At 62.9% G+C, this 23,789-nt stretch carries 23 protein-coding genes and 1 riboswitch; of the genes, 8 read left to right on the forward strand and 15 right to left on the reverse strand.

The genetic code is table 11. The features are described 5' to 3' along the window. Nucleotides 1-71: 71 nt before the first annotated feature. From ACM9ME_RS04640 to ACM9ME_RS04650, 3 genes are all read right to left on the reverse strand, one after another. A complete protein-coding gene (locus ACM9ME_RS04640) occupies nucleotides 72-812 on the reverse strand; it encodes a hypothetical protein (RefSeq protein WP_415642269.1) in 741 nt (246 codons plus the stop codon). 257 nt (nucleotides 813-1,069) lie between these two features. Beyond that, a complete protein-coding gene (locus tag ACM9ME_RS04645; protein WP_415642270.1) occupies nucleotides 1,070-1,603 on the reverse strand; it encodes a hypothetical protein in 534 nt (177 codons plus the stop codon). Further along, nucleotides 1,603-2,400, reverse strand: a complete 798-nt coding sequence (locus ACM9ME_RS04650) for a hypothetical protein (RefSeq protein ID WP_415642271.1) — start codon at nucleotides 2,398-2,400, stop codon at nucleotides 1,603-1,605. Before ACM9ME_RS04650 ends, ACM9ME_RS04645 begins: the two co-directional genes overlap by 1 nt. 552 nt (nucleotides 2,401-2,952) lie before the next feature. On the opposite strand from ACM9ME_RS04650, the gene ACM9ME_RS04655 reads away from it, so the two are divergent. Then, nucleotides 2,953-3,243: a hypothetical protein gene (locus ACM9ME_RS04655; RefSeq protein ID WP_415642272.1), complete on the forward strand. Its 291-nt coding sequence runs from the start codon at nucleotides 2,953-2,955 to the stop codon at nucleotides 3,241-3,243. Nucleotides 3,244-3,291: 48 nt separating this feature from the next. Here ACM9ME_RS04655 and thiC read toward each other — a convergent pair whose 3' ends face one another. Further along, on the reverse strand, nucleotides 3,292-5,211 hold the full coding sequence (gene thiC / locus ACM9ME_RS04660) for a phosphomethylpyrimidine synthase ThiC (protein ID WP_415642273.1): 1,920 nt from the start codon (nucleotides 5,209-5,211) through the stop codon (nucleotides 3,292-3,294). 28 nt (nucleotides 5,212-5,239) lie between these two features. Then, nucleotides 5,240-5,341, reverse strand: a riboswitch (TPP riboswitch). Between the two features lie 33 nt (nucleotides 5,342-5,374). After that, on the reverse strand, nucleotides 5,375-6,244 hold the full coding sequence (locus tag ACM9ME_RS04665; protein ID WP_415642274.1) for a 3-hydroxyacyl-CoA dehydrogenase NAD-binding domain-containing protein: 870 nt from the start codon (nucleotides 6,242-6,244) through the stop codon (nucleotides 5,375-5,377). Nucleotides 6,245-6,311: 67 nt separating this feature from the next. On the opposite strand from ACM9ME_RS04665, the gene ACM9ME_RS04670 reads away from it, so the two are divergent. Beyond that, nucleotides 6,312-6,659, forward strand: coding sequence for a PilZ domain-containing protein (locus ACM9ME_RS04670; RefSeq protein WP_415642275.1), 348 nt, complete (start codon nucleotides 6,312-6,314; stop codon nucleotides 6,657-6,659). Here the strand turns inward: ACM9ME_RS04670 and egtD are convergent. From egtD to gluQRS, 5 genes are all read right to left on the reverse strand, one after another. After that, a complete protein-coding gene (gene egtD / locus ACM9ME_RS04675) occupies nucleotides 6,619-7,548 on the reverse strand; it encodes an L-histidine N(alpha)-methyltransferase (RefSeq protein ID WP_415642276.1) in 930 nt (309 codons plus the stop codon). The two genes, ACM9ME_RS04670 and egtD, sit on opposite strands and share 41 nt — an antisense overlap. 10 nt (nucleotides 7,549-7,558) lie before the next feature. Further along, nucleotides 7,559-8,809, reverse strand: coding sequence for an ergothioneine biosynthesis protein EgtB (egtB, locus tag ACM9ME_RS04680; protein WP_415642277.1), 1,251 nt, complete (start codon nucleotides 8,807-8,809; stop codon nucleotides 7,559-7,561). A 42-nt stretch (nucleotides 8,810-8,851) separates the two neighbouring features. Further along, nucleotides 8,852-9,394, reverse strand: a complete 543-nt coding sequence (locus ACM9ME_RS04685; RefSeq protein ID WP_415642278.1) for a cob(I)yrinic acid a,c-diamide adenosyltransferase — start codon at nucleotides 9,392-9,394, stop codon at nucleotides 8,852-8,854. A gap of 11 nt (nucleotides 9,395-9,405) precedes the next feature. Then, nucleotides 9,406-9,636, reverse strand: coding sequence for a twin transmembrane helix small protein (locus tag ACM9ME_RS04690; RefSeq protein WP_415642279.1), 231 nt, complete (start codon nucleotides 9,634-9,636; stop codon nucleotides 9,406-9,408). A 141-nt stretch (nucleotides 9,637-9,777) separates the two neighbouring features. Next, nucleotides 9,778-10,632: a tRNA glutamyl-Q(34) synthetase GluQRS gene (gene gluQRS / locus ACM9ME_RS04695; protein WP_415642280.1), complete on the reverse strand. Its 855-nt coding sequence runs from the start codon at nucleotides 10,630-10,632 to the stop codon at nucleotides 9,778-9,780. Between the two features lie 65 nt (nucleotides 10,633-10,697). Between gluQRS and ACM9ME_RS04700 the strand changes: the two genes are divergently transcribed. After that, complete coding sequence (locus ACM9ME_RS04700; RefSeq protein ID WP_415642281.1) at nucleotides 10,698-11,264, forward strand: HNH endonuclease; 567 nt, start codon at nucleotides 10,698-10,700, stop codon at nucleotides 11,262-11,264. Here ACM9ME_RS04700 and ACM9ME_RS04705 read toward each other — a convergent pair. Genes ACM9ME_RS04705 through ubiG form a run of 3 tightly spaced genes read right to left on the reverse strand, consistent with a single transcriptional unit; the run spans nucleotide 11,261 to nucleotide 13,716 of the window. Beyond that, complete coding sequence (locus ACM9ME_RS04705) at nucleotides 11,261-12,214, reverse strand: zinc transporter ZntB (RefSeq protein ID WP_415642282.1); 954 nt, start codon at nucleotides 12,212-12,214, stop codon at nucleotides 11,261-11,263. The two genes, ACM9ME_RS04700 and ACM9ME_RS04705, sit on opposite strands and share 4 nt — an antisense overlap. Continuing rightward, nucleotides 12,207-13,001, reverse strand: a complete 795-nt coding sequence (locus ACM9ME_RS04710; protein ID WP_415642283.1) for a precorrin-2 dehydrogenase/sirohydrochlorin ferrochelatase family protein — start codon at nucleotides 12,999-13,001, stop codon at nucleotides 12,207-12,209. Before ACM9ME_RS04710 ends, ACM9ME_RS04705 begins: the two co-directional genes overlap by 8 nt. Further along, nucleotides 12,994-13,716 (reverse strand): bifunctional 2-polyprenyl-6-hydroxyphenol methylase/3-demethylubiquinol 3-O-methyltransferase UbiG, encoded by a 723-nt coding sequence (ubiG, locus tag ACM9ME_RS04715; RefSeq protein ID WP_415642284.1) that lies wholly within the window; start codon nucleotides 13,714-13,716, stop codon nucleotides 12,994-12,996. The genes ACM9ME_RS04710 and ubiG overlap by 8 nt, the downstream gene beginning before the upstream one ends. 37 nt (nucleotides 13,717-13,753) lie before the next feature. On the opposite strand from ubiG, the gene ACM9ME_RS04720 reads away from it, so the two are divergent. After that, nucleotides 13,754-15,025, forward strand: a complete 1,272-nt coding sequence (locus tag ACM9ME_RS04720) for an aspartate kinase (protein ID WP_415642285.1) — start codon at nucleotides 13,754-13,756, stop codon at nucleotides 15,023-15,025. A gap of 449 nt (nucleotides 15,026-15,474) precedes the next feature. On the opposite strand, the gene ACM9ME_RS04725 is transcribed toward ACM9ME_RS04720, so the two are convergent. Further along, nucleotides 15,475-15,945: a secondary thiamine-phosphate synthase enzyme YjbQ gene (locus ACM9ME_RS04725; protein ID WP_415642286.1), complete on the reverse strand. Its 471-nt coding sequence runs from the start codon at nucleotides 15,943-15,945 to the stop codon at nucleotides 15,475-15,477. A gap of 160 nt (nucleotides 15,946-16,105) precedes the next feature. Here ACM9ME_RS04725 and ACM9ME_RS04730 point away from each other — a divergent pair, with 160 nt between their 5' ends. The 4 genes from ACM9ME_RS04730 (at nucleotide 16,106) to ptsP (ending at nucleotide 21,184) form a co-directional block, all read left to right on the forward strand. Then, nucleotides 16,106-16,807, forward strand: a complete 702-nt coding sequence (locus tag ACM9ME_RS04730; protein WP_415642287.1) for a PEPxxWA-CTERM sorting domain-containing protein — start codon at nucleotides 16,106-16,108, stop codon at nucleotides 16,805-16,807. A gap of 241 nt (nucleotides 16,808-17,048) precedes the next feature. Then, entirely contained in the window at nucleotides 17,049-18,056 is a 1,008-nt protein-coding gene (locus ACM9ME_RS04735; RefSeq protein ID WP_415642288.1) for an NAD(P)H-dependent flavin oxidoreductase, read from the forward strand. A gap of 120 nt (nucleotides 18,057-18,176) precedes the next feature. Further along, entirely contained in the window at nucleotides 18,177-18,827 is a 651-nt protein-coding gene (locus ACM9ME_RS04740) for a PEPxxWA-CTERM sorting domain-containing protein (RefSeq protein ID WP_415642289.1), read from the forward strand. An 89-nt stretch (nucleotides 18,828-18,916) separates the two neighbouring features. Then, the gene (gene ptsP / locus ACM9ME_RS04745) at nucleotides 18,917-21,184 is read left to right on the forward strand and encodes a phosphoenolpyruvate--protein phosphotransferase (RefSeq protein ID WP_415642290.1); all 2,268 of its coding nucleotides are present in this window, start codon (nucleotides 18,917-18,919) and stop codon (nucleotides 21,182-21,184) included. On the opposite strand, the gene pepN is transcribed toward ptsP, so the two are convergent. Beyond that, nucleotides 21,185-23,776 carry an aminopeptidase N gene (gene pepN / locus ACM9ME_RS04750; protein WP_415642291.1) on the reverse strand — a complete coding sequence of 864 codons (2,592 nt, stop codon included), beginning with the start codon at nucleotides 23,774-23,776 and terminating at the stop codon, nucleotides 21,185-21,187. Between the last annotated feature and the right edge of the window lie 13 nt (nucleotides 23,777-23,789).

Below are 23,789 nucleotides of genomic sequence, written 5' to 3' on the forward strand. Positions count from 1 at the left end.
CTTCCCCCGAAGTTATGGCGCGAGCGTAACACGATTCGGGGCGATCCGCGAGCGATGCAAGTCGCGAAACTTTAGTCTAACTTTAGCCCTGAAACGCGCTTGCGCCGCTGGCGCGTCTTCACCGGCGGGGCGTGTTTCAGGCGCTCCAGCGCCGCCTCCTTTTCGGGCGGCAGGGCAAAGTCCCCGGGGTCGGTCCAGTCACGCCAATGGCCGGAGATTTCGCCGTCCATGATGTCGGCGCATTGAATGTCGCTGACGATATCGTGCGACAGGTCCTCGGGCGGCGCGGGGAGTTGCGGCTCCATCGCACGGAGCGCCTCGGCAACGCTGGGCGCCTGGGCCGGCGTGACTCCGGCCTCGTCGGACCCCGCCTGCAGCGAAGCTGGCCGGCAATCGCCAGCGCTTGTTGCGCGCGTCTCTCGCTTCGCTGCGTTTCGCTCACGCTCGGTGTCTCGGGCGTAAATTTCGGGACGATGCGCGCGGAGGAGGAATTGAAGCAGGCGGTCGTTATAGACGATGCGCGTGCCGATGATGCTGCCGTCGCGGGCATAGATTGTCTGTTCGACCCCGCGCAGCACGCGTTCATAGGCGGTCGCTTCGAGCAGGTCGGCCGCATTGTCGAGCGCGGCTCGCCACGCGGCGGCAAAGCCTTCGGCGCCCGGCGCACGCTTCAGCGCATAGGCCGCCTGCTCGGTCATGTTCACCGCCATCGCGGCCAGTTTGACGACGCCCGTATCGGCCAGAACCTCGACAAAGCGCCGCTGCCGCTCCGGCGTCCAGCCGTCCGCGCGACGGCGGCGGCGAACAGGCACCCAGCGATAGTCGGCGGGGTCGTATTCGGTGTCGAACGCGACCTCCCTCGGCGCAGTGATCGAACTCGCCGGAGTTGTGGACGGGAGCCGGCGCGAAGGACGCGGCGGCGGGGGCGATGGGGTGAGGTTGTGTGCTCATCCACGAGGGTAGCGCAGGAGATTCCCTATTTTGGAAGAGTTTTGTATGCGCTACACATACTTCGAGGCCTAGCCCGCGGAGAGCTGACCACGGTCTGACACATCCGTCGTCGAGATGTCTAAGATTCGTGCTCATACTCTTGGGCAAACAGCAGATATGACCTCTTAACTGACATCAAAAAACTCAGCAAGAAATGCGAGTACAGCGCAATTAAGATCGCCGTATAAATACCTCTATTAGTGGGAAGTGCGTAGTAAATAAGTGACATCACGACGCCAACGGAGGCTATCATTATGAGATAACTTACATTTGCATTGAGCTGTCGTAACGTTACTCGCTTAGCATTCTCAACATCTGCAAGGGCCTTCTTATAGAGCGTGTTATCCGGCGAGCGCCAATTACGGACGTGAATATTGAACAGACCAATTTGAACGTTCAGCAACAAGCCTGCAAATATTCCGAAGACGGACGTTGAAGTGTAATATATCTGGGCGTTAAATAGCCATCCCTGCCACGATGACACACAACCTAAGGCAACAGGTAGCGCATAAAAGGTAACTGCATCCCAAACGTATATTCCCTGGCCATTCTCGGTAGTTAACGTCTGCCAGTGAGCAACGAGGATGTCTCTCAGATCAATTTTGGATGTCATCAGCTTCCAATTTTTTCATGGAAATCGGCCAAGATCGCGTCAATCTCCTTGACCGCATCAGCATACACTAGATGACCGTCTACAATTTTGAGTCCATCGCTGAGGTCGATCGTTCCAGTGTCAGCACTCGGTCCGATGATGCCTACCTTACGGGCACGGCCACCAACGCGAATATCAGCAAATGCCTCTCTGAACTCCAATCCTTCGTGCATGATGACGCCATCTTTGGTCGTGACATCGTCCATTACATCCGCCAGAGCACAAAGAGTGCTACGTCTCCTAGCCTTAATAACGACCTCAATATCGACTGGCGAAGTGGGCTTGAATGGCGATAGACGATCCGCAATGTCCGAATTCGCTCTTGGCGATACAAAAACAAGCCGCTTAACCGGAGCACTACCGAAAAGACTTCCTTTAGAATCGTTTGGCATAACTTTTCTGAATCTAATCGAATGCTTAGGCCACTTCTTCTCTGCGAACAACCTGAATCCACCTTGAACTAAATCGACGCAAGAGCGAACACCGAAAGATTGTAGGGCAACGAGCAAATAGTCTGAGTTTTTTGGTTTCCAAAATTTGTAGATCAGGGGGATCTGCTCAACATCAGACGCCAACCGATCATATCTTTTTGCGTTAGACACGCCGTCTAGTAGCTTGCTGGTGAAGCCGTACGAACCATAATGGAGAAGACCGGCAACCGTACCACTCGTATCTTCCTGAGGTTTTTCGACATACCATGATCTTTCACGATCTTTATCGTTAGTCCGCTTCTGGTGGTGCTTAAGGAACTCCTTCACCAACGCCATTGGATCCGACGGGAGGCTTTTAAACAAGACTTCCTTTGAGGACCCTTTCTCGGAAACGAAACCTTGTAAATCCGGACTCCAATAGCGTGTGGCATGCCACCTCCAATCTATCTACCTCTTTAGCTTTTTCTCTCGCGCAGTAAATTGGTCCGCACGGTTTTGGACGAAATTTGATCGTTCTTGAAGATTTTAACAGCCGCTTTCACTTTCGCGCTGGCGCCAGAGTGGTCCCGTGTTCATAAAACCGCAAAATCAGGCAGCCGAGGAATATGGTCACCAATACTAATAAAGGCATATCACCAGCTTGTGGCCGTGCCGCATTCGGATCGTGATTGACAGGCGGCCATAATGATCGCGTGGACCAAGCTGGTGACTGCGTAGAACCAGATCGGCGGAGCGTTTGCGTCAAACTGCGCGCCGCCCTTCCACAAACTGCAATCGCGAATGATCAAAACGCACTTGTCAGTTGCAAAGCCGTACTTATGCTGCACTGCAATAAGAGGGTTCCGGAAGCAATTCGTCCTGCAACAGGGAGTTATTGCCATGATCCGTAAAACCATAATGTTCGCCGGCCTTGCCGCCGCCTTGTCCCTGCCGGTTGCCGCGCAGGCTGGCACCACCCCGATCACATTCGTTCGCGATGGCACGACTTATGTCTATGCGGTCGCGCAGCATAAGGGGTTTCAGGTGTTGACGGGGACCGCTGGTTCGATCCCGTTCGAGCTGGTCGTCCGTGGCAACGAGGTCGTTGGGTCGTTCGACGGCGCGCCCATCGCATTTCCGATGAGCGACGTCCGGCGCACGTCGGCTGTGGTCGAAATCGCCCAACGCTGAACCGGGTTTAGCGGCGCGGGATTTAACGGCGCGGGTGGGGCGGCACGATCAATCGTGTTCGCGGTCGCCCGCGCCGATGTACAGTTCCCGGCCGGTTTCGTTGTAGAGTTTGCTCATGTCGGCCATGCCGGCTTCGGCTTCGCTCTCCGACGTAACGCCCTCACCCCGCTCGCCCGCAGGCGAGTCGCCCTCTCCCGAGGGGAGAGGGTTCGTTGTGGCCAGGAACTCGGACGTGTTCTGTTTCGCCGCAAAATCGCGCACTTCCTGCGTGATCTTCATGCTGCAGAATTTGGGGCCGCACATGCTGCAGAAATGGGCGGTCTTGGCGCCTTCGGCTGGCAAAGTCTGGTCGTGGTATTTTTCGGCGGTGTCGGGATCGAGCGACAGGTTGAACTGGTCGCGCCAGCGGAATTCGAAGCGCGCGCGCGATAGGGCGTCGTCGCGGAGCTTGGCCGCCGGATGCCCCTTGGCCAGATCGGCGGCGTGGGCGGCGAGCTTGTAGGTCACCACGCCGACCTTCACGTCGTCGCGATCGGGCAGGCCCAGATGCTCCTTGGGCGTGACGTAGCAAAGCATCGCGGTGCCGTACCAACCGATCATCGCCGCGCCGATGCCGCTGGTGATGTGGTCGTAGCCCGGTGCGATGTCGGTAGTCAGCGGCCCGAGGGTGTAGAACGGCGCTTCGCCGCACGCCTCCAGCTGCTTGTCCATATTCTCCTTGATCTTGTGCATCGGCACATGGCCGGGGCCTTCGATCATCACCTGGACGTCCTGCGCCCAGGCGCGCTTGGTCAGTTCGCCCAGCGTGTAGAGCTCGGCGAATTGCGCTTCGTCATTGGCGTCGGCGATCGAACCGGGGCGCAGGCCGTCGCCCAGCGAATAGGCGATGTCATACGCCTTCATGATCTCGGTAATCTCGTCGAAGCGTTCGTAGAGGAAGCTCTCCTTGTGGTGCGACAGGCACCATTTGGCCATGATCGAGCCACCGCGGCTGACGATACCCGTCACGCGCTTGGCGGTGAGGGGGACGTAGGGCAGGCGCACGCCGGCGTGGATGGTGAAGTAATCGACGCCCTGCTCAGCCTGTTCGATCAACGTGTCGCGGAAGATTTCCCAGGTCAGGTCTTCGGCTACGCCGCCGACTTTCTCCAGCGCCTGATAGATCGGCACGGTGCCGATGGGGACGGGCGAGTTGCGGACGATCCATTCGCGCGTGTCGTGAATGTTGCGGCCGGTGGAGAGGTCCATCACCGTGTCCGCGCCCCAGCGGATCGACCAGACCATCTTGTCGACTTCGGAGGCGACGTCGGATGCGACCGCGCTGTTGCCGATATTGGCGTTGATCTTGACCAGGAAATTGCGGCCGATCGCCATCGGTTCGGATTCGGGGTGGTTGATGTTGTTGGGGATGATCGCGCGGCCGCGCGCGACTTCGCTGCGGACGAATTCGGGGGTGACGTGGTCGGGGATGCTGGCGCCGAAATCCTGCCCGTCGCGGATATGGCCGATCAGCGCCTCGCGGCCCATATTTTCGCGGACCGCGACATATTCCATTTCGGGGGTAATGATGCCGCGGCGGGCATAGTGCATCTGGCTGACATTGGCGCCGGGCTTGGCGCGCAGCACCGTCTTGCGGACGTGGGGGAAGGGATCGACGCCGCCGCTGCGGTCCGGGCCGAGCTGGCCGTTATCCTCGGGGCGGACTTCGCGTTGCTGGACTTCCTCGACATCACCCCGGGCGCGGATCCAGTCGCGGCGGATTTCGGGGAGGCCGCGGGCGATGTCGATGATCTGCGACGGATCGGTGTACGGGCCGCTGGTGTCGTAGACGTTGAGCGGGGGTTCGCCGCAGGACGGCTCAAGGTTGATCGCGCGCATCTTGACGCCGAGCGGGCCGACATGGATTTTTCGCGAGCCGCGGATCGGGCCGGTGGTCACCTTGGGGGTCGGGGTTTCGTAATCGGCCATGCGCGTGCTCTCCAGTGACGGAGTGCGGGCGCGAAAACCGCTCCCTTCCTCCGCCCGTGCTAACGGGATCAGGTTCGCGGGTTCGGCTCTCGCCATCTCAGCCGATCACGCGGCACCCCGGGGATGCGCCAAGCCTACGCCGTCCCCGCCGCCGTGAAAAGCGCTATCGCGTCGGCACCGGCTCCGGCCCGGTCCAGTCGTAAAAGCCGCGGCCCGATTTCTTGCCGGTCCAGCCTGCCTCGACGTATTTCACGAGCAGCGGCGCGGGGCGGAATTTGGGGTCGCCGGTGCCGCTGTGCAGCACGCGGATGATTTCGAGGCAGGTGTCGAGGCCGATGAAGTCCGCCAGCGTGATCGGCCCCATCGGGTGGTTGAGGCCGAGCCGGCAACCGGCGTCGATGTCCTGCATCGTCGCCACGCCTTCGCCCAGCGCAAAGATCGCTTCGTTGATCATCGGCATCAAAACGCGGTTGACGATGAACCCCGGCGCGTCGTTGGCGTGGACGATTTCCTTGCCCAGTTTGCGGCCAAAGGCTTCGACGGCGGCGAGCGTTGCGTCGCTAGTGGCGAGGCCGCGGATCAATTCGATCAGCCCCATCACCGGCACCGGGTTGAAAAAGTGCACACCGATGAACCGGCTGGCATCGGGCGCAGCCTGAGCCAGGCGCGTGATCGGGATCGACGACGTGTTGCTGGCGAGGATCGCGTCGGTGCGCAGCACCTTGCCGACCTCGGCGAAGATCGCGCGCTTGATCTCCTCGCGCTCAGTGGCCGCCTCGATAACGAGGTCGCACGGGCCGAAGTCGGCGGTCGACCCGACGGTCTTGATCCGCGCCAGCGTGGCGTCGCGGTCAGCGGTGGAAATCTTTTCTTTTTCGACCGACCGCGCGAGAATTTTGGCGATCCCGGCCACGCCTTTGTCGGCCAAGGGCTTGTCACGGTCGCTGAGCAACACGTCATAACCCGCCGCCGCAGACACTTGCGCTATGCCCGCGCCCATTTGGCCCGCGCCGATAACCCCGATAATCTTCATTCAAAAAACCTTCTCGAACGATCCATTTGCAAAGCTGTCGTTAACCGCAAACGGCTAGGCTGACACCATGTTCGCGACATCCCGCAGTTCCAAGGAAGCTCGCCGTGCCAATCGGCGCGCGCTGACTCTGCGTGCAGACCTGCGCGAAAGCGGATCGGCGCGGTATCCGGTCGACGTGCTGGACCTGAGCGAGACGGGATTTTCGTGCGAGTCCTGGGACATATTGGGGCTGGGCAAGACCGTGTTCCTGCAGATCGAAAGCTTTGCGCCGTTCCCCGCGCGCGTCATGTGGCGCGACGGCAATTTGCACGGTTTCCAATTCGTCCGCCCGCTTTACCCCGCAGTGGTCGATACCATCGCGCAGCGTTTCCGGTTTACGGCGCCGTCGACGCCGGGCGCGCTTCGCACAGGCTGAGCGCGAAGGCACCGTCGCCGGCCCATTCGCCGACCACCGTCCAGCCACCCGCCGCGAGCAACAAGCGCCCGGCGCGCGCGCTGTATTTATGGCTGTTTTCGGTGTGAATGGTCTCGCACGCCGCCATCGCAAAGTCTTTGCCGGCGACGGTGAACGCGACATCGGCCTCGCACCGCAAATGCATTTCGATGCGCGACAGATCGTCGTTCCATCGCGCTTCATGAGCAAAGGCACCGAGTGGAATCGTGCCGTCAAGCTCACGATTGATCCGCGCCAGCAGGTTCAGGTTGAAGCGCGAGGTGACCCCGGCGGCATCGTCATACGCGCGGACCAACGTGCCGACGTCCTTGACCCGGTCCATGCCGATCAGCAGCCGTGAGTCCTCGCCCAGCGTCACGCGCATCCGGCGGAGCAGGTCGACCGCATCGGCGGGGACCAGGTTGCCGATCGTCGATCCGGGGAAAAAGCCGAGCTTGGGCAGGTCGGCAATCTCGGGCGGCAGCGCGATCGCATCCGAAAAATCGGCTTCGACCGGATAGACCGGCATATCGGGAAAGTCGGCGCGCAACGCGTCCGCCGTCGCCCGCAAGAAATCGCCCGAAATGTCAATCGGGACGTAGGCAGCGGGTGCCACCGCGCGGAGCAGGGTGCGCGTCTTGACCGAAGCACCCGAGCCGTATTCGACGATCGCGCAGCCGCTGCACGCCAGCGCCATTTCACCGGCGTGCGCGTCGAGCAACGCCTGTTCGGCGCGTGTCGGATAATATTCGGGGATCCGGGTGATCTCCTCGAAAATTGCCGACCCCTGGTCGTCATAGAAATAGCGCGCGGGAATGGCGCGCGGACGTGCCGCAAGGCCCGCGAGAACGTCCCCCCGAAAATCGCTCACCGAAAATGACTCAAAGGTCGCGCGCCAATCGCAATCCGGTGAACTGCCAGCGCGCCGAAGGCGGGAAGAAATTGCGGTACGTGGCGCGCGAGGTGCCGCGCGGCGTAGCGCAGCTGGCACCCTTTAGGACCATCTGCCCCGACATGAACTTGCCGTTATACTCGCCGACGGCACCCTCGGCCGCGCGGAAACCGGGATGCGGCAAGAAAGCCGACGCGGTCCATTGCCATACGTCGCCGAACATCTGCGATAGACTCCTGCCTTCGGAGGGCAGAGTTCTCACCGGCCCGGCGTGATCGAGCTGATTGCCCGATGCCGGGTCGATCCCAGCGGCGGCGGATTCCCATTCGGCTTCGGTCGGCAGGCGGTATCCGGTCCAATGCGCATAGGCATTGGCTTCATAATGGCTGATATGCGTCACCGGTGCGGCGGGGTCACGGCGGGTGCAGCCATCGAGGCCGAATTGCTGCCAGTCCGAACGCCAGTGCAGGGGTGCCTCGATGGCATTCGTCTGAACCCATGCCCAGCCGTCGGACAACCAGAGCGAAGCGTCCTGATAACCGCCGGCATCGACGAAATCCTGCCACTCGCCATTGGTGACCAGGCGATCGGCGAGCGCGTGGGGTGTGAGGTAGACCGTGTGGCGCGGGCCTTCGCAATCGAACGCGAATTCATCGCCATCGTGGCCTATCTCGGCCAAACCGCTGCACCCCTCGATCCAGCCGAGGGGCGCGGCATCGCTGGTTTGTCGCGGCACGCGCGGCCACACTGCGGGGTCGGTCGGGTTGAGCGACATTAGGTGCAACAGATCGGTGAGCAGCAACTCCTGATGCTGCGCCTCGTGATGGCAACCGAGTTCGATCAGCGCGCGCGCATCGGCTGGGAGCGCGGGCAGGGCCGCCTGCACCGCCGCATCGACATGCGCGCGATAATCACGGACGCGGTCGAGCGATGGCCGGGTGATCATTCCCCGCGCGGTCCGGGCATGACGCTGGCCCTCCGCCTCGTAATAGCTGTTGAACAGATAGGCGAAGTCCGCGTCGAACGGCTCGTAACCGGCGACGTGGTCGCGCAGTACAAAGGTTTCCAGGAACCATGTCGTATGCGCCAGATGCCATTTGGCCGGCGACGCATCGGGCATCGACTGAACCGTCGCGTCGGCGTCCGACAGCTGTGCCGCGAGGTCGAGCGTGAGGGCGCGGCGCGCGTTGAACGCCGCAAGCAAAGGAGAAGTCGCCGCCCCTGCGGCCAGCTTAGCCATGCAGGAACACTAAAAGAACATTCGCCGATTGCCTAGCGCAAATCAGCGCGACTGGCCGGGCACCCACAAAATATCGTCCGCGCCATTGCCATTGGCGACGCGCGCGGCGGTAAACAGCCAATCGGACAGGCGATTGATATAGGCGCGCGGCGCGGCATTCACGTCTGCCGCAACCAGCGCGCGTTCGGCCCGACGGGTCTCCGCCCGCGCGACGTGCAGTGCCGCCGCCAACGCCGATCCGCCGGGCAGGACGAAACTCGTCAAAGGATGAAGCCCGGCATTCCACGCGTCGATTTCGCTTTCCAACCGGTCGATTTGCGACTGAACGATCCGAAGCGCGCCTTCGATCCCTGACGGTGTCGCGATATCCGCACCCAGATCGAACATGTCGTTCTGGATCGTGGTCAATTGCGCGCGCAAATGCCCCTCGGCATGGACCGCCGCGACACCGATCAAGCTGTTGGCTTCATCGACATTGCCGATCGCCGCCATGATCGCGGAGGATTTGGCGACGCGGCTGCCATCGACCAGCCCGGTCGTGCCGTCATCGCCGGTGCGCGTGTAGATCTTGTTGAGCTTGACCACCGGCTAAAATGTCAGTGGCGGTTGAGCAGGAGCAGCACCACCACGACGAGAATGGCCGCGGCCTGAAAGCCGATGCGCGCAAACATCATCTTGTTCTGGCGAAGGCCCGAGGCACTGGGGCCGTTGCCCTGACTTTTCAGATCCTCCTCGGTCGTTTTGAGAAACGCGACGATGCCACGCACCAGGGCAAAGACCGCACCAGCGGCGAGGAGGACGATCAGGATGATCAGGAAAGCGTTCATGCGTCTTATTTAGGCGCGGTCGAAGGAGAAACCAATGCGGGATTACGAACATCTAACGTCACCCTGACGAAAGTCAGGGTCCATTCGCTGTCAGTTCGGGACAGAGCGCCAATGGACCCCGGATCAAGTCCGGGGTGACGGTTACGGTTTGGGATCGAAGCTGAAGCCGTGCGGGAGGCCGCCAGCCCGTAAATCCGCCGCCAGCGCGCGCCCATCGACCCCGCTGGCGCGCAAATCCGCGAGCGTCGCGCCGGAGGTGCGCTTGGCGAGGCGTTTCCCGTCCGCGCCGAGGATCAGTCGGTGATGGTGATAGATAGGCGTCGGCAGGTCGAGCAGCGCTTGAAGCAGGCGGTGGACATGCGTCGCGGTTAACAGATCCTGCCCGCGCACGATCTTTGTAATGCCCATAGCCGCATCGTCGACCGTCGCGGCGAGGTGGTAGCTGGTCCCGGCGTCCTTGCGCGCGGCGACCACGTCGCCGAAGATTTCGGGCGTCGCGCGAATGTCGCCGACGAGCGTGTCGTGCCAGTGCAGTGGGCCGACGCGCGCGATGGCCTGTGCCATGTCCAGCCGCCACGCGAATGGCTGGGCGAAATCGAACGAGCGACCGCGACAAGTGCCGGGGTAAAGCGGCGGCTGTTCGCCTTGCGGCGCTCCGGCGGCTGCGGCGATATCGGCGCGGGTGCAGATGCAGCGATAGACCAGGCCCATATCGCGCAACTTCGCCAAAGCCGCATCATGCGCAGCGGCCTGTTCGGACTGGATCACCGGCGGCCCGTCCCAGTCCACGCCCAGCCAGTGCAGATCGTCAAAGATCGCCGTGACGAACTCCGGACGGCACCGCCCGCCGTCAATGTCTTCGATCCGCAATAGGAAGCGGCTAGCCGCACCGCGGGCCAACACCGCCGAGTAAGCGTGGCCGAGATGCAACAAACCCGTCGGCGATGGCGCGAAACGCGAAACCGCTTGACCGTCAAAGGGCGAAAATGCTGTCATGCGCCGGTCATGATTTGGATGTGTAACCACTAGCGATAGCGTAAGACGGGGAACTGGGGCTCAACATGTATCATCCCGACCTGATGCGACACCCCGATGGTTGCCCCGCGCTCGTGCTCAACGCGGACTATACGCCGCTGAGCTATTACCCGCTGTCGGTGTGGCCGTGGCAGACCGCGGTCAAGGCAGTGTTCCTCGATCGCGTCGATATCGTCGATACGTACCAACGCGAGGTGCGGTCGCCAAACCACAGCATCAAGCTGCCGTCGGTCATCGCGCTCAAATCCTTCGTGCGGCCATCGCAATATCCGGCGTTCACGCGTTTCAACCTGTTCCTGCGCGACCGGTTCGTCTGCCAATATTGCGGCACGCCCAAGGATCTGACCTTCGACCATGTCATCCCGCGCGCCCAAGGTGGCAAGACGACGTGGGAAAACGTCGCCACCGCCTGCGCGCCGTGCAACCTCAAGAAGGGCGGGCGGACACCGAAACAGGCGCACATGCCGCTGCACATCGCGCCGATCCGCCCGACCAGCTGGCAGCTGCAGGAACACGGGCGCGCATTTCCGCCGAACCATCTGCATTCGAGCTGGCGCGATTGGTTGTACTGGGATGTCGAATTGTTGGCTTAACGCGACCAGCGGCGCCACACGAAATAGACCGTTACACCGACCGCGACGAGCATACAAAAAACCGTGATCACCCAAAAACTCGCGGGGTGATGCTGGTACGGGATGCCGTCGACGTTCATCCCGAACAGCCCGGTGATGAAGGTCAGCGGCAGGAAAATCATCGCGGCGATGGCGAGGATCAGGCTGCGCGTGTCGATCAATTCGGCGCGCAAATCGGTCAGCTGTTCGTGCATCAGCGCGCTGCGTTCGCGTATCGCCTCCAGTTCTTCGGCCATGCGCGCGGCGCGGTCGGCGGCTTCGGTCAAATGGCGGCGGTCATCCTCGGCCAGCCAGTCCCCTTGAATCTCGGCGAGTTCCTCAAGAGCCACGCGCTGCGGCTGCAGGAAGCGGCGATAGACGATGGCGCGCGACCGAATGCGGGCAATGTCGGCCCGCATCGCAAAGGCTCGCTTGGGATCGAGCATTTCCTCGCAATCGTCGAGCGAATCGCCCAGTTCGGCAACGTCGGGGTCGAGCTCGGCGGTGATCGCCGTCGCCATGACGCAGACGAGATCGCCCGCGTCGAGAATCTTGCCTTCGCCGAGTTGCCGCTCGACTTCGTGCGTGGCTTCGAGATCGGTCAATGCCACGGAGAACACACGCTTGTCCGACACCCACAACCGCACCGACCCAAGCACATCGGGATGATCGGTTTCGCGCGTCACCGGCCCGCGCAGATTGACCAGCGCGCCGTCATCGAACGGTTCGGTCCGCGGTCGCGTCTCCATCGCCGTGAGTGCCGACACGATGATCTCGCTCAGCCCCTGCGCCTTGAGCCAGTCGCCGGTATCGGCGTGGCTGCCGGGCAAATGAACCCAGACCAGCGGCGCCGTGCCAAGCGCCGCCGCCGCTTCATCGCGCGATACTTTCTTCGCGGCCTTGCCGTCGAAAACCCAGCAGCGTTCACCCATCGGCCAGTTCCAATATTAGCGTCAGGCCGGGTTCCGGTTGATCGGGTGCCGGGCCGATTGTTCGCACTGCGTCGGCACGCGCGCGGGCGAGGATCGCCGGAGGGATTTCGGCGGAATGGTAGATGCGGTCGGCTTGGCCGAGGAGGCGGGCAGTGCGGACCGTTAGCTCGTCAGGGTCAGGGGAGGCCACCACTACCCTAACCATGTCACCCCTGCGCAGGCAGGGGTCCAAGTTGCTTTCCTCATGAGATCTGGTTTCGCTTGGGGGGATCATCTGGGCCCCTGCCTGCGCAGGGGCGACAGTCAGATTAAGGGTGCCGGAATCAAAGCCATCGTCGATCAATTCGCCAATGGCCCGCCGCCGTGCTGTCGGATCGGGCCAACGCAAGCGCAGTTGCTCGCGCGCTTTGTGCAGCGACCGCGCCAAATCACCGAGATGCGTCGGCAACACAGCTTCCAGCCGCTGCCGCAACGCGGCCGCCAATCCCGCGCTCGCCCCACCCGTCCCGACCGCCACCAACACAGGATCGCGGTCAACAATCGCTGGTAGCGTAAAATCGCACAGGTCGGGCCGATCGACGGCGTTGACGAGGATGCCGCGCGCCTTGAGCCGCGCCACCGCCGAATCGTCGTTATCGACGATCGCCAATTGCGCCTCGGCATCCTCCCCGACCACCTGCGCCCCGGCGCGCTCGAGCAAGCGGCGCTTCGCATCGGCCGTGTCGCCGGAGCCGACGAGAATCACCGGGCGTCCAGCAAGCCGCACGAAGATCGGCAGGCTATGCACGCACCGCCGTCAGGAAATGATCGAGCGCCATACTGTCGCTGAGCACGAAACCGCGCGCAGGGGAAAAGCTCAGCCCGCTTTGATCGATCACGCGCAGGCCCGCAGCTTCGGCGGCAGCGCGGAGTTGCTCGGGCGCGACAAACCGGTCCCAATCATGCGTGCCGGGCGGAATGCCGCCCAGCGTTTCCCCGACCGAAATCATCGCGAAGCGCGACAAAGCGGTCTTGGCCGGGGTGGATAGGATCAGCAGTCCGCCCGGCGCGACCAGTGCTGCCAGTTGCGCGACAAACACCACCGGGTCCGCGACATGTTCGATGACTTCGAGACAGGTGACGAGGTCGAAACTTTCCCCCGCCACGACATCGGCATCCCCCTGCCGATACATCACGTCTAGACCGCCCGCCGCGGCATGCGCGCGCGCGACCGCCACGGTCTCCGCCGCCGCATCGACGCCGGTCACCGCCGCGCCCAGCCGCGCGAGCGGTTCGGCGAGCAATCCCGCACCACAGCCCATGTCGAGCGCGCGCTTGCCGCTCAGCGGGCGGCGGTCGGCGGAATCCAGATCCCAATGCCGGTCGGCCTGGTCGCGGATATAGCGCAGGCGCACCGGGTTGAGCTTGTGCAGCATCGCCGACGACCCGCGCGGATTCCACCACTCTGCGGCCATTGCGCCGAAACGCGCGGCTTCCTCCGGACGAACGGTTGCGCTTTCCATCGCCTGCACCCTACAGCGCCCCGACGAAAGGGGAAGCATGGCGCGCATCGTCATGAAGTTCGGCGGCACGTCGATGGCGGGGATCGAGCGCATCCGCTCGGTCGCGCGGCGCGTGAAGCGGGAGGTGGACGCGGGCAACCAGGTCGCGGTCGTGGTCAGCGCCATGGCCGGCGAGACCGACCGGCTCGTCGGCTTCTGCAAGGAAGCCAGCCCCCTCGCCGATCCGCGCGAATATGACGTCGTGGTCGCGTCGGGTGAGCAGGTCACCTCGGGCCTCCTTGCCATCGCATTGCAGGCGGCGGGCGTCCCCGCGCGCAGCTGGATGGGCTGGCAACTCCCCATCCGCACCAGTTCAGCCCACGCCTCGGCACGGATCGAGGCCATCGAGACTGCCGAACTCAATACCTCGCTGAGCAAAGGCGAAGTCGCGGTCGTGCCGGGTTTCCAGGGCTTGGCCGAAGGCGGCGGTATATCGACGCTGGGCCGCGGCGGGTCCGATACATCGGCAGTGGCGCTGGCCGCCGCCGTCAAGGCCGACCGCTGCGACATCTATACCGATGTCGACGGGGTCTACACCACCGACCCGCGTATCGTGCCGCGCGCTCAAAAACTGAAGCGCGTGACTTACGAGGAAATGCTCGAACTGGCGTCGGTCGGCGCAAAGGTGCTGCAGACGCGCTCGGTCGGGCTGGCGATGAAAGAGGGCGTGCGCGTCCAGGTGTTGTCGAGCTTCGACGATCCCGACGCCGCGCCGATGGCCGATACCCTTCCCGGAACGATGATCGTCGGCGACGATGAAATTGGAGATGACATGGAACGCCAGCTGATCACCGGCATCGCGCACGACAAGAATGAGGCGAAGGTCACGCTGACCGACGTGCCGGACAAGCCCGGCGCGGTCGCCGCAATCTTCTCCCCGCTCGCCGATCTGTCGATCAACGTCGATATGATCATCCAGAACATCGCGCACAATTCGGGCAGCACCGACGTGACCTTCACCGTGCCGCAGGCGGAACTGGCCCGCGCATTGGATGCGCTGGACAAGGCCAAGGACGCGATCGGTTTCGCGGGCATCGTCCACGACACCAAGGTCGCCAAAATCTCGATCGTCGGCGTCGGCATGCGCAGCCATGCGGGCGTGGCATCGACGATGTTCAGCGCGCTCGCCGACCGCGGCATCAACATCCAGGCAATCTCGACCAGCGAGATCAAGGTCAGCGTGCTGATCGAAGAGGATTATACCGAGCTGGCGGTGCGTGTGCTGCACACAGCTTATGGGTTGGATGGGGCCGAATCCGCGAGCGGTTAGCGTCAGCTAAACGACCGACGGATTGGCCCGGCCGGCGGCGCAGCCGTCCGACGAAGCATGGGCTTTGCCCATGCTGATCTTCTTAAAGCCCGGCTAGCATATGATAAAAGACTCTAATCTGAGACACCCGACCTCCTTGGATCGTCAGAAAATATCCTGCGTGTCCGCCGGACTTTGCTTCTAGCCAAACCTCAACCTCACCAGTGGCGGCGGTCCCTTTGATAAATTGTTGGAACGGACGCTGCCGCGAAAGTTCATCAAGAACCTGATGCGTGGTTTCGCCAACTGCAAAAGGCCCGACATCTCCGGAGTTATAGACGTGGTCGAAGCCCGGCCACGCAACCAAATCTGGTCTGGTCCGACCCAAAGGCGCGCGCGCCAAAGTCGCACATACTATTGCAACCGTGAGAACAGATAGTCCGATTAAGACCTTTGCACTTCGCTTCACGTTACTCCCCCATCAAATGCACCGCCACCCGCCGCCGATGTGGCGCCCGGCGGTGCTCGAACAGATAAATCCCCTGCCACGTTCCCAGCGCTAGCGCCCCACCGATCACCGGCACCGACAAACTCGTCGCGGTGAGCGCGGCGCGGAGGTGCGCGGGCATGTCGTCGGGGCCTTCGTCGTCATGTTCGTACAACCCCTCACCCGCTCGCGCGCTGCGCGAGTCGACCTCTCCCTCATGGGGAGAGGTCCTATCCTCAGGCGCAATCCGCGCGAAATAGCGTTCCACATCCCGCCGCGCGGCGGGGGCGGCATTCTCCTGGATCAGTAACGAACAGCTGGTGTGGCGCACGAACAACGTCAGCAGGCCAGTGGTCACGCCTTGCGCCGCAACCCAATCGATAACCGTGCGGGTAAAGTCGTGCAGCCCCTGCCCCGGCGTGGCGATGGTTAGTTCGGTGACGGCTTGATGCATGACGGGAAGCTGCCCGAATATTTGCCGTTCAGATATCCCCGGCCGTGGCAATCTATCCAACGGCCAAACCATTGTGCCAAACTGACACAGAGACATTAACTTTATTCTTGAGGCGCGGGTTCGGGCGGATTATCGAACCTTGTCTTTTTAGGGGGTTACCATGATCAAATCGATTCTCGCCGCTACGGCTGTGCTTGCGGCGACGCAGGCGGGCGCCACGATCACGCTCGATGGCAATTACGAATCCGACTATGGCACGGGCGTCGCCGTCGCGCATGACGATGCCGCGCCGAACAGCAATTTCTCCGCGCCGTCGGCGACGACCGAGGGTCCGGGCTATACCGTCTATTTCAAGGGCCAGAACGGCGCGGTGTGGGTGCTGTTCCAGGCGACGGGCGCGATCGGCGGCAACAACTTCGCCAACCTTTACGTCGATATCGATCCGAACGCGCCGGCCGGTCCGTCGAGCGGATCGGACATGATCATCGGCGTCAACGGCAATGGCAGCGCCTATGCCGCCGATTTCGACACCTTTGCGCAGCACCCGCTGTCCGGCATCACCGTCGCGTCGACGGCGACCAGCCTCGAATTCCGCATTCCCAACTCGGTCTTCTCGATGCCGATCTCGGGGTTCAACTATTTCGGCGCAGCCGCACCGGGCGTGGGCGATCTGATCCGCCTGCGCGCGACGCAGAGCCTCGGCTACACCTATGTCGGCGGCGCGAGCTTCGGCGCGGACCGTCTGGGCAGCACCACGCTGGCCGGGGCAGTCCCGGAGCCAGCGGCCTGGGCGCTGATGATCGGCGGCTTCGGCCTGGCCGGTGGCGCGATGCGCCGTCGCCGGACGCTCGTCGCGGCTTAATTCGCCTCAGAACCCGTGTGTCTCGACCGGGCTGTTCGACGGTGCTTCGGCATCATCGAACAGTCCGGTCATTTTTTTCTGTCCTACACCCCCGGCTTCATGCTTGAGCGGGCGGCATGATCTTTAGCCCCCGCGCCGCCTTGCCATGTCGCCCCCAATCCCGAGCCGCAGTCGCGCCATCACGGGCCGGTGTTTCGGGAGAGACGGTGTGTCACCTTTGTCACCTTAAGGGTGCCAGCGCATGAGTCCGCGGCTCACCCAACTCATGCAACGCGGCTGCGATTTCCTTGGCAGCGACGTTGCGATCATTTGCGGTGCGATGTCTTGGGTCAGCGAGCGCAATCTCGTTGCCGCCATGTCGAACGCGGGCGGCTTCGGGCTGATCGCGTGCGGCGCGATGACGCCCGAATTGCTGGACGCGGAAATCGCCGCGACCAAGACGCTCACGCAAAAACCGTTCGGGGTGAACCTGATCACGATGCACCCGCAGCTGATGGATCTGATCGCGGTTTGCGCGAAGCATCAGGTGACGCACATCGTGCTTGCGGGCGGTTTGCCACCATCGGGCAGCCTCGACGCGATAAAGGGTGCGGGCGCGAAACTGATCTGCTTTGCCCCCGCGCTGAGCCTTGCCAAGAAATTGATCCGCAGCGGCGTCGATGCCTTGGTGATCGAGGGGATGGAGGCGGGCGGGCATATTGGCCCGGTGTCGACCAGCGTCCTCGCGCAGGAAATGCTCCCCGAAATCGCCGATCAGATGCCGGTGTTCGTCGCGGGCGGCATCGGGCGCGGCGAGGCGATTGCCGCGTACCTCGAAATGGGTGCGGCGGGGGTCCAGCTGGGGACGCGATTCGCCTGTGCAACGGAGAGCATCGCACACGCCAATTTCAAAAAGGCGTTCTTCCGCGCCTCCGCCCGCGATGCCGTGGCGAGCGTCCAGATCGACCCGCGCCTGCCGGTCATCCCGGTTCGCGCACTCAAGAATGCGGGCAGCGAATTGTTCACCGCCAAACAGCGTGAAGTCGCCAACCGGCTCGACGAAGGCGGCCTGGCGATGATGGAAGCGCAACTCCAGATCGAGCATTATTGGGCGGGTGCATTGCGCCGCGCGGTCATCGATGGCGATGTGGAGAACGGGTCTTTAATGGCGGGGCAGTCAGTCGGCATGGTCAAGCAAGAAGAACCGATTGCAGAAATCATATCCGAATTGGTGCAACAGGCGGACACGGCCCTAGGGACACGTGGATAATGTCCCACGTCGAGACTCCCTGACCAAAAGTTCGGGTTGATGACGACGGGTGGTGCCAATAATACTGACGCCATTGTTAACGGAACGGGTCGCACCGGTCCATCTTTCGGAACAGATGCTATGAAATCGATCAAGTTTTTCGCAGCCATTGCAGCACTCGTCGCGCCGTTCACGGCTGCGCAAGCGGTTCAGGGTCTTAACGGCGCCTATTATGTCGGCAATTATCCCGCGCCGACCAGCGGCACCCCCGCGGCAACGTTCATCACGAACACGGTGTGCTTTCCGGGTTGCGGCTATGACACCGGCGATGGCGTGGCCCTGTCCACATTCCTCGGCGTTCCCCAGGGTTATACCACCAATCTGTCGAATGAACTGCCATATGACTATGTCGGAAATCATGCCCTGACGCTCAGCGGCTTTATCAACTCGACCGGTACGCACAGCTTTGGTCTGTATTCGGACGACGGCTCGCGCTTGTACATCGACGGCAATCTCATCGTCGATAACAGCGGCCAGCACAGCCCCAGCCTGATCACTGCAAATAATGTCAGCCTGTCTTCGGGTTTCCACTCGATCCTGATTTATCAGGACGAAAATGGCGGCGGCACCGCGTTGACCGCTTATATGGACGGCAACGCGCTGTCGGGTTCGGTCCTTTCGACCGTGGGTAATGTGCCCGAGCCCGCCACCTGGGGCCTGATGATCGGCGGCTTCGGCGTCGTCGGTGCGGTGAGCCGCCGTCGCCGTGCGGTCACGACCGTCACCGCCTGAACTCGAATCCCTGCCGGGTGAACGAAGCCCGCCGGTGCCCATTGCGCCGGCGGGCTTTGTTTTGTGTGGCGGTCTGCTAGTCCCGGAGCATGCCCGCCGCCGCCACTTCCGCCCGCGAAATCCTGACCCGGCTGCACGACGTGATGGCCGCGCGAACGGGTGCGCAGGCCAAGCTCAATCAGGTCGTCGGGATCATCGGCGAAGCGTTGGTCAGCGAAGTCTGCTCGATCTACCTGTTGCGCGAAGGCGCACTGGAACTGTTCGCCACACGCGGGCTGAATCAGGAAGCGGTTCACGTTACGAAATTGGCGCTGGGTGAAGGCCTGATCGGGACCATCGCCGAGAATGTCGAGACGCTGAACCTCGATGAAGCGACCAGTCACCCGGACTTCGCCTATCGACCCGAAACCGGGGAGGAACTGTTCCACAGCTTTGCCGGTGTGCCGATCGTCCGGCGCGAAGCCGCGGTCGGCGTGCTGGCGGTGCAACATGCCGATCCGCGCCGCTATGCCGATGAGGAAATCGAGGCGCTGCAGACAGTGGCGATGGTGCTGAGCGAACTCATCGCCAATGCCGGCCTGGTCGACGAGACCCGCCGCGCGGGCGACAAGGGCGCGCAGTCGAACCAGCCGGTGCGGATGACCGGCCTTAAACTCGTCGATGGCATGGCGCGCGGCCATGCGGTGTTCCACCAGCCGCGCATCGTCATCGAACACACCGTCGCCGAGGACACCGAAGCCGAGCGCCGCCGCGTCTATTCGGCGTTCGCGAAGATGCGCGAAGGCATCGACCGGATGGGCCGCGACGCCGAATTCGGCGTGGACGGCGAAACCCGCGAGGTCATCGAGACCTACAAGATGTTCGCCTATGACGAAGGCTGGTCGCGGCGGATCAACGAAGCGATCGACAGCGGTCTGACCGCCGAAGCGGCGATCGAACGCGTCCAGCAACGCACGCGGATGCGGATGCGGCAGATCGACGATCCGTTGCTGGCCGACCGGATGCACGATCTGGAGGATCTGGCGAACCGGTTGCTGCGCATCGTGTCCGGGCAATTGGGCACCGCCGCATCACAGGGGTTGAAGCAGGACACAATCCTGATCGCGCGCAACCTCGGCCCGGCTGAGTTACTCGAATATGACCGTCGGCGGCTGAAGGGCGTGATCCTGGAGGAAGGGTCGTTGACCGCGCATGTCACCATCGTCGCGCGCGCGATGGGCGTGCCGGTGCTGGGCCGGACCCGCGATGTGCGGCGACATGTCAGCGAGGGCGAATTGCTGTTGCTGGACGCGAGCGAGAGCAGCGTCACCGTGCGCCCGACCGCCGCGCTGGAGGATGCGTTCAAGGCCAAGCTGACCATCGGTGCCAAGCGGCGCGCGCAATTCGCGGCGCTGCGCGACAAACCACCGGTGACCAAGGACGGCACGCGGATCACGCTGATGGTAAATGCCGGCTTGCGCGACGATGCAGCGGCGCTCGATTTGACCGGCGCGGACGGCATCGGGCTGTTCCGCACCGAATTCCAGTTTCTCGTCTCCGCAACCATGCCGCTGCGCCAGCAGCAGCAGCGGCTGTATCGCGACGTGCTCGAAACCGCGGGCGACCGGCCCGTGGTGTTTCGCACGATCGACATCGGCGGCGACAAGGCGCTGCCCTATCTTCGCCAGGACGATGGCGACGGCGAGGAAAATCCGGCGATGGGCTGGCGCGCGATCCGCGTTGCGCTCGACCGCGGGGGGCTGATGAAGGCACAGGCGCGTGCGCTGATCGAAGCGGCGCACGGCCGCACCCTCAACGTGATGTTCCCGATGGTCAGCGAACCGTGGGAGTATGACGAAGCGAAGGCGATGTTCGAGGCGCAGCGGACGTGGTTGCACGAACGCGGCAAGCGGCCATTGTCGATCCGCTATGGCGCGATGCTCGAGGTCCCCGCGCTGGCAGAAATGCTCGACATCTTGCTGCCAAAGCTCGATTTCATCTCGATCGGTACCAACGACCTGACGCAATTCCTGTTCGCCGCCGATCGCGCCAATCCCAAGCTGGCCGAGCGATACGACTGGCTGAGCCCGGCGATCCTGCGCTTCCTGCGCCGGGTGCGCCGCGAATGCGATACGACGCCGGTGACGGTTTGCGGCGAAATGGGCGGCCGACCGCTGGAGGCGATGGCGCTGATCGGGCTGGGCATCGAGCGGCTGTCGATCACGCCCGCCGCCATCGGACCGGTCAAGGCGATGGTCCGCTCGCTCGACGTGCCCGCGCTGCGCGCGCAACTGGCCGGATGGATCGACGCGGGCGAGCCGGACATTCGCGCGCGGCTGACCGAATTTGCCGAAAGCTCGGGCGTCGAGATCGCCTAACTAGCCGAGCGACTTCGACGCCTGTTCGAACACATCCTTCGACAGGCCGGGGGTGGCCAAAATCTGTTCCAGCGCGGCGCGCATTTTCACCTGCCGCGACTCGTCGAACCGCCGCCAGCGACCCAGTGCCGGGACCATCTTCGCGGCGGTTTGCGGGTTGATCGGGTCGAGCGCCGCGATCTGTTGCGCCAGCAATTCGTAACCGGCTCCATCAACGCGGTGGAATGCACGTTGATTGACCGAGAATGCGCCAACCAAACTGCGGAACCGGTTGGGGTTGGTCAGCGCGAAATCCGGGTGGTTGAGCAAGGCGACGACCTGTTCCGCCGCATCGGCGCGTAGCGACAGCGCCTGGGTGGTGAACCATTTGTCGATCACCAGCGGGTTGTCGCAGTATCGAGCATGGAAGGCAGCCAGTGCCTCCGCACGTTCGACAAACATCCCATTTGCAAGAGTTCCCAGCGCCGCGATTCGATCGGTCATGTTGTCGGCCGCCTCGAACTGCGCAAACGCTTGTGCGCCGACCTCCGGAGAGCCGCTTGCCGCCAGATAGCCCAGTGCCAGATTGCGCATCCGTCGCGCTCCTTTGGCGGCGGGCGAGTATTCAAACTGCGCGGCGGCGTGACGCTGGTAGCGGTCGCGCCAAAGGCCGTCGAGCTCGGTCGCCAGCTTGAGACGCAGCGCATCGCGCGCCGTCGCAATCGCATCCGGATCGACCACGGCCATGGCGTCGCCGATGAACTGCTCGGACGGCAACAGCATTGCTTCCGCGACAAAGGCGGGATCGAGTGCGGGGTCTTCAAGCGTCGCGCGCACCGCCGCGACGACCGCGTCATCGTCATGCGTGCGGCCTTCGATCGTCGCCTTGAGCGTGTCGAGCATCAGCTGCTGCATCGCCTCGTAGCGCGCGAACGGGTCGTCGTCGTGCGCGGACAGGAAAGCGAGATCCGCAGGCGTACGGTCGGTCTCGACGATCACCGGCGCGGAGAAATTGCGGTTGATCGACAGGACAGGGGCGTCGGCAAAGCCGTCGAAACTCAGATCCGCCTCCGCGTCCTCGAACACGAACAGTTGCTCGTGCCGCTTCTCGCCGTCTTGCGCGAACAAGGCGAGCGAGAGGGGCAGTGGCATGGGCTGCTTTACCGGTTGGCCCGGCGTGGGGGGCGCCTCTTGCGTAAGGCGCAAGGTGGCGGCCTTGGAAATCGGGTCGTGCGCCAGCCGGGCGGTAACCTTGGGTGTGCCAGCCTGTGCATACCATAAGCGGAAGCGCGACAGGTCGATGCCCCCGCCCGCTTCCATGGCGGCAACGAAATCCTCGCAGGTCGCGGCTTCGCCATCGTGGCGGTCGAAATAGAGGTCGGCACCCGCCCGAAACCGCTCGGCGCCGAGCAAGGTGTGCATCATGCGGATGACTTCGGCACCTTTGTTATAGATCGTCGCCGTGTAGAAGTTGCCGATCTCCATGTAGCTTTCGGGGCGGATCGGGTGCGCCAGCGGGCCGGCATCCTCGGGGAATTGCGCGGCGCGGAGCGTGCGGACGTCTTCGATCCGCTTGACCGCCGCCGAGCCCTGGTCGGCAGAGAATTGCTGGTCGCGGAAGACGGTAAACCCTTCCTTGAGCGACAGCTGGAACCAGTCGCGACACGTGACGCGGTCGCCCGACCAATTATGGAAATATTCGTGCGCGACGACTGCGGCGATGGCGTCGTAATCCGCGTCGGTCGCGGTGTCGGGATCGGCCAGAATGTAACGGCTGTTGAAGATGTTCAGCCCCTTATTTTCCATCGCACCGAAGTTGAAATCGTCGACCGCGACGATGTTGAAAATGTCGAGATCATATTCGCGGCCGTAAACGTCTTCGTCCCATTTCATCGCGGTCTTGAGGGCGGCCATGGCGTGATGCGTCTTGGGCAGGTCGGCAGCGCGAACCCAGATGCCGAGGTCGATCTTGCGGCCCGACATGGTTGTGAAGCTGTCGCGATTGGCCTGAAGATCGCCCGCGACGAGCGCGAAGAGATAGCTCGGTTTGGGAAAGGGGTCGTTCCATTCAGCCCAGTGGCGACCGTCCAGCCCATCGCCATTTGCCACATTATCGCCGTTCGCAAGCAAGACCGGGTAAGCATTGCGATCCGCGGCCAACTTCACCGTGTAGCGGCTGAGGACATCGGGCCGGTCGGGGAAGAAGGTGATGCGGCGAAAGCCTTCAGCCTCGCACTGGGTGCAGAGCAGTCCGCCCGACGCGTAAAGCCCCATCAGCTTCGTATTGGCGGCGGGATGAAGTTCGATTTCGGTCTCGATGACGTGCGCGTCGGCAGGCAAATCGATGACCAGATTGCCATCCTCGATCCGCCAATCGTTGATCGCCTGTCCGTCGACATGCACCGACAGCGGGGTCAGTTCGTCGCCGTCGAGGACCAGAGCGCGGGCATGATCGCCGTTGCGGACGACATCGAGTTTCGCGCGGACGCGGGTACGCTCGGCGGCCAAATCGAAATCGAGCGCGATGTCGGGGACCAGCCAATCGGGCGGGCGATAATCCTCGCGGCGGATGGTCGGGGGCGTTGCGGCGGCGAGCGTGGTCTGGACATCCATGCCACAGATGTAG

Source organism: Sphingomonas antarctica (assembly GCF_965137005.1).
Taxonomy (GTDB): Bacteria; Pseudomonadota; Alphaproteobacteria; order Sphingomonadales; family Sphingomonadaceae; genus Sphingomonas_O; species Sphingomonas_O antarctica.

Excerpts from the sequence above, each read along its gene's own strand:
- ACM9ME_RS04645 (WP_415642270.1), bottom strand. The coding sequence starts at position 1,603 with ATGACATCCAAAATTGATCTGAGAGACATCCTCGTTGCTCACTGGCAG.
- ACM9ME_RS04655 (WP_415642272.1), top strand. The coding sequence starts at position 2,953 with ATGATCCGTAAAACCATAATGTTCGCCGGCCTTGCCGCCGCCTTGTCC.
- thiC (WP_415642273.1), bottom strand. The coding sequence starts at position 5,211 with ATGGCCGATTACGAAACCCCGACCCCCAAGGTGACCACCGGCCCGATC.
- ACM9ME_RS04665 (WP_415642274.1), bottom strand. The coding sequence starts at position 6,244 with ATGAAGATTATCGGGGTTATCGGCGCGGGCCAAATGGGCGCGGGCATA.
- ACM9ME_RS04670 (WP_415642275.1), top strand. The coding sequence starts at position 6,312 with ATGTTCGCGACATCCCGCAGTTCCAAGGAAGCTCGCCGTGCCAATCGG.
- egtB (WP_415642277.1), bottom strand. The coding sequence starts at position 8,809 with ATGGCTAAGCTGGCCGCAGGGGCGGCGACTTCTCCTTTGCTTGCGGCG.
- ACM9ME_RS04690 (WP_415642279.1), bottom strand. The coding sequence starts at position 9,636 with ATGAACGCTTTCCTGATCATCCTGATCGTCCTCCTCGCCGCTGGTGCG.
- gluQRS (WP_415642280.1), bottom strand. The coding sequence starts at position 10,632 with ATGACAGCATTTTCGCCCTTTGACGGTCAAGCGGTTTCGCGTTTCGCG.
- ACM9ME_RS04700 (WP_415642281.1), top strand. The coding sequence starts at position 10,698 with ATGTATCATCCCGACCTGATGCGACACCCCGATGGTTGCCCCGCGCTC.
- ACM9ME_RS04705 (WP_415642282.1), bottom strand. The coding sequence starts at position 12,214 with ATGGGTGAACGCTGCTGGGTTTTCGACGGCAAGGCCGCGAAGAAAGTA.
- ubiG (WP_415642284.1), bottom strand. The coding sequence starts at position 13,716 with ATGGAAAGCGCAACCGTTCGTCCGGAGGAAGCCGCGCGTTTCGGCGCA.
- ACM9ME_RS04720 (WP_415642285.1), top strand. The coding sequence starts at position 13,754 with ATGGCGCGCATCGTCATGAAGTTCGGCGGCACGTCGATGGCGGGGATC.
- ACM9ME_RS04725 (WP_415642286.1), bottom strand. The coding sequence starts at position 15,945 with ATGCATCAAGCCGTCACCGAACTAACCATCGCCACGCCGGGGCAGGGG.
- ACM9ME_RS04730 (WP_415642287.1), top strand. The coding sequence starts at position 16,106 with ATGATCAAATCGATTCTCGCCGCTACGGCTGTGCTTGCGGCGACGCAG.
- ACM9ME_RS04735 (WP_415642288.1), top strand. The coding sequence starts at position 17,049 with ATGAGTCCGCGGCTCACCCAACTCATGCAACGCGGCTGCGATTTCCTT.
- ACM9ME_RS04740 (WP_415642289.1), top strand. The coding sequence starts at position 18,177 with ATGAAATCGATCAAGTTTTTCGCAGCCATTGCAGCACTCGTCGCGCCG.
- ptsP (WP_415642290.1), top strand. The coding sequence starts at position 18,917 with ATGCCCGCCGCCGCCACTTCCGCCCGCGAAATCCTGACCCGGCTGCAC.
- pepN (WP_415642291.1), bottom strand. The coding sequence starts at position 23,776 with ATGGATGTCCAGACCACGCTCGCCGCCGCAACGCCCCCGACCATCCGC.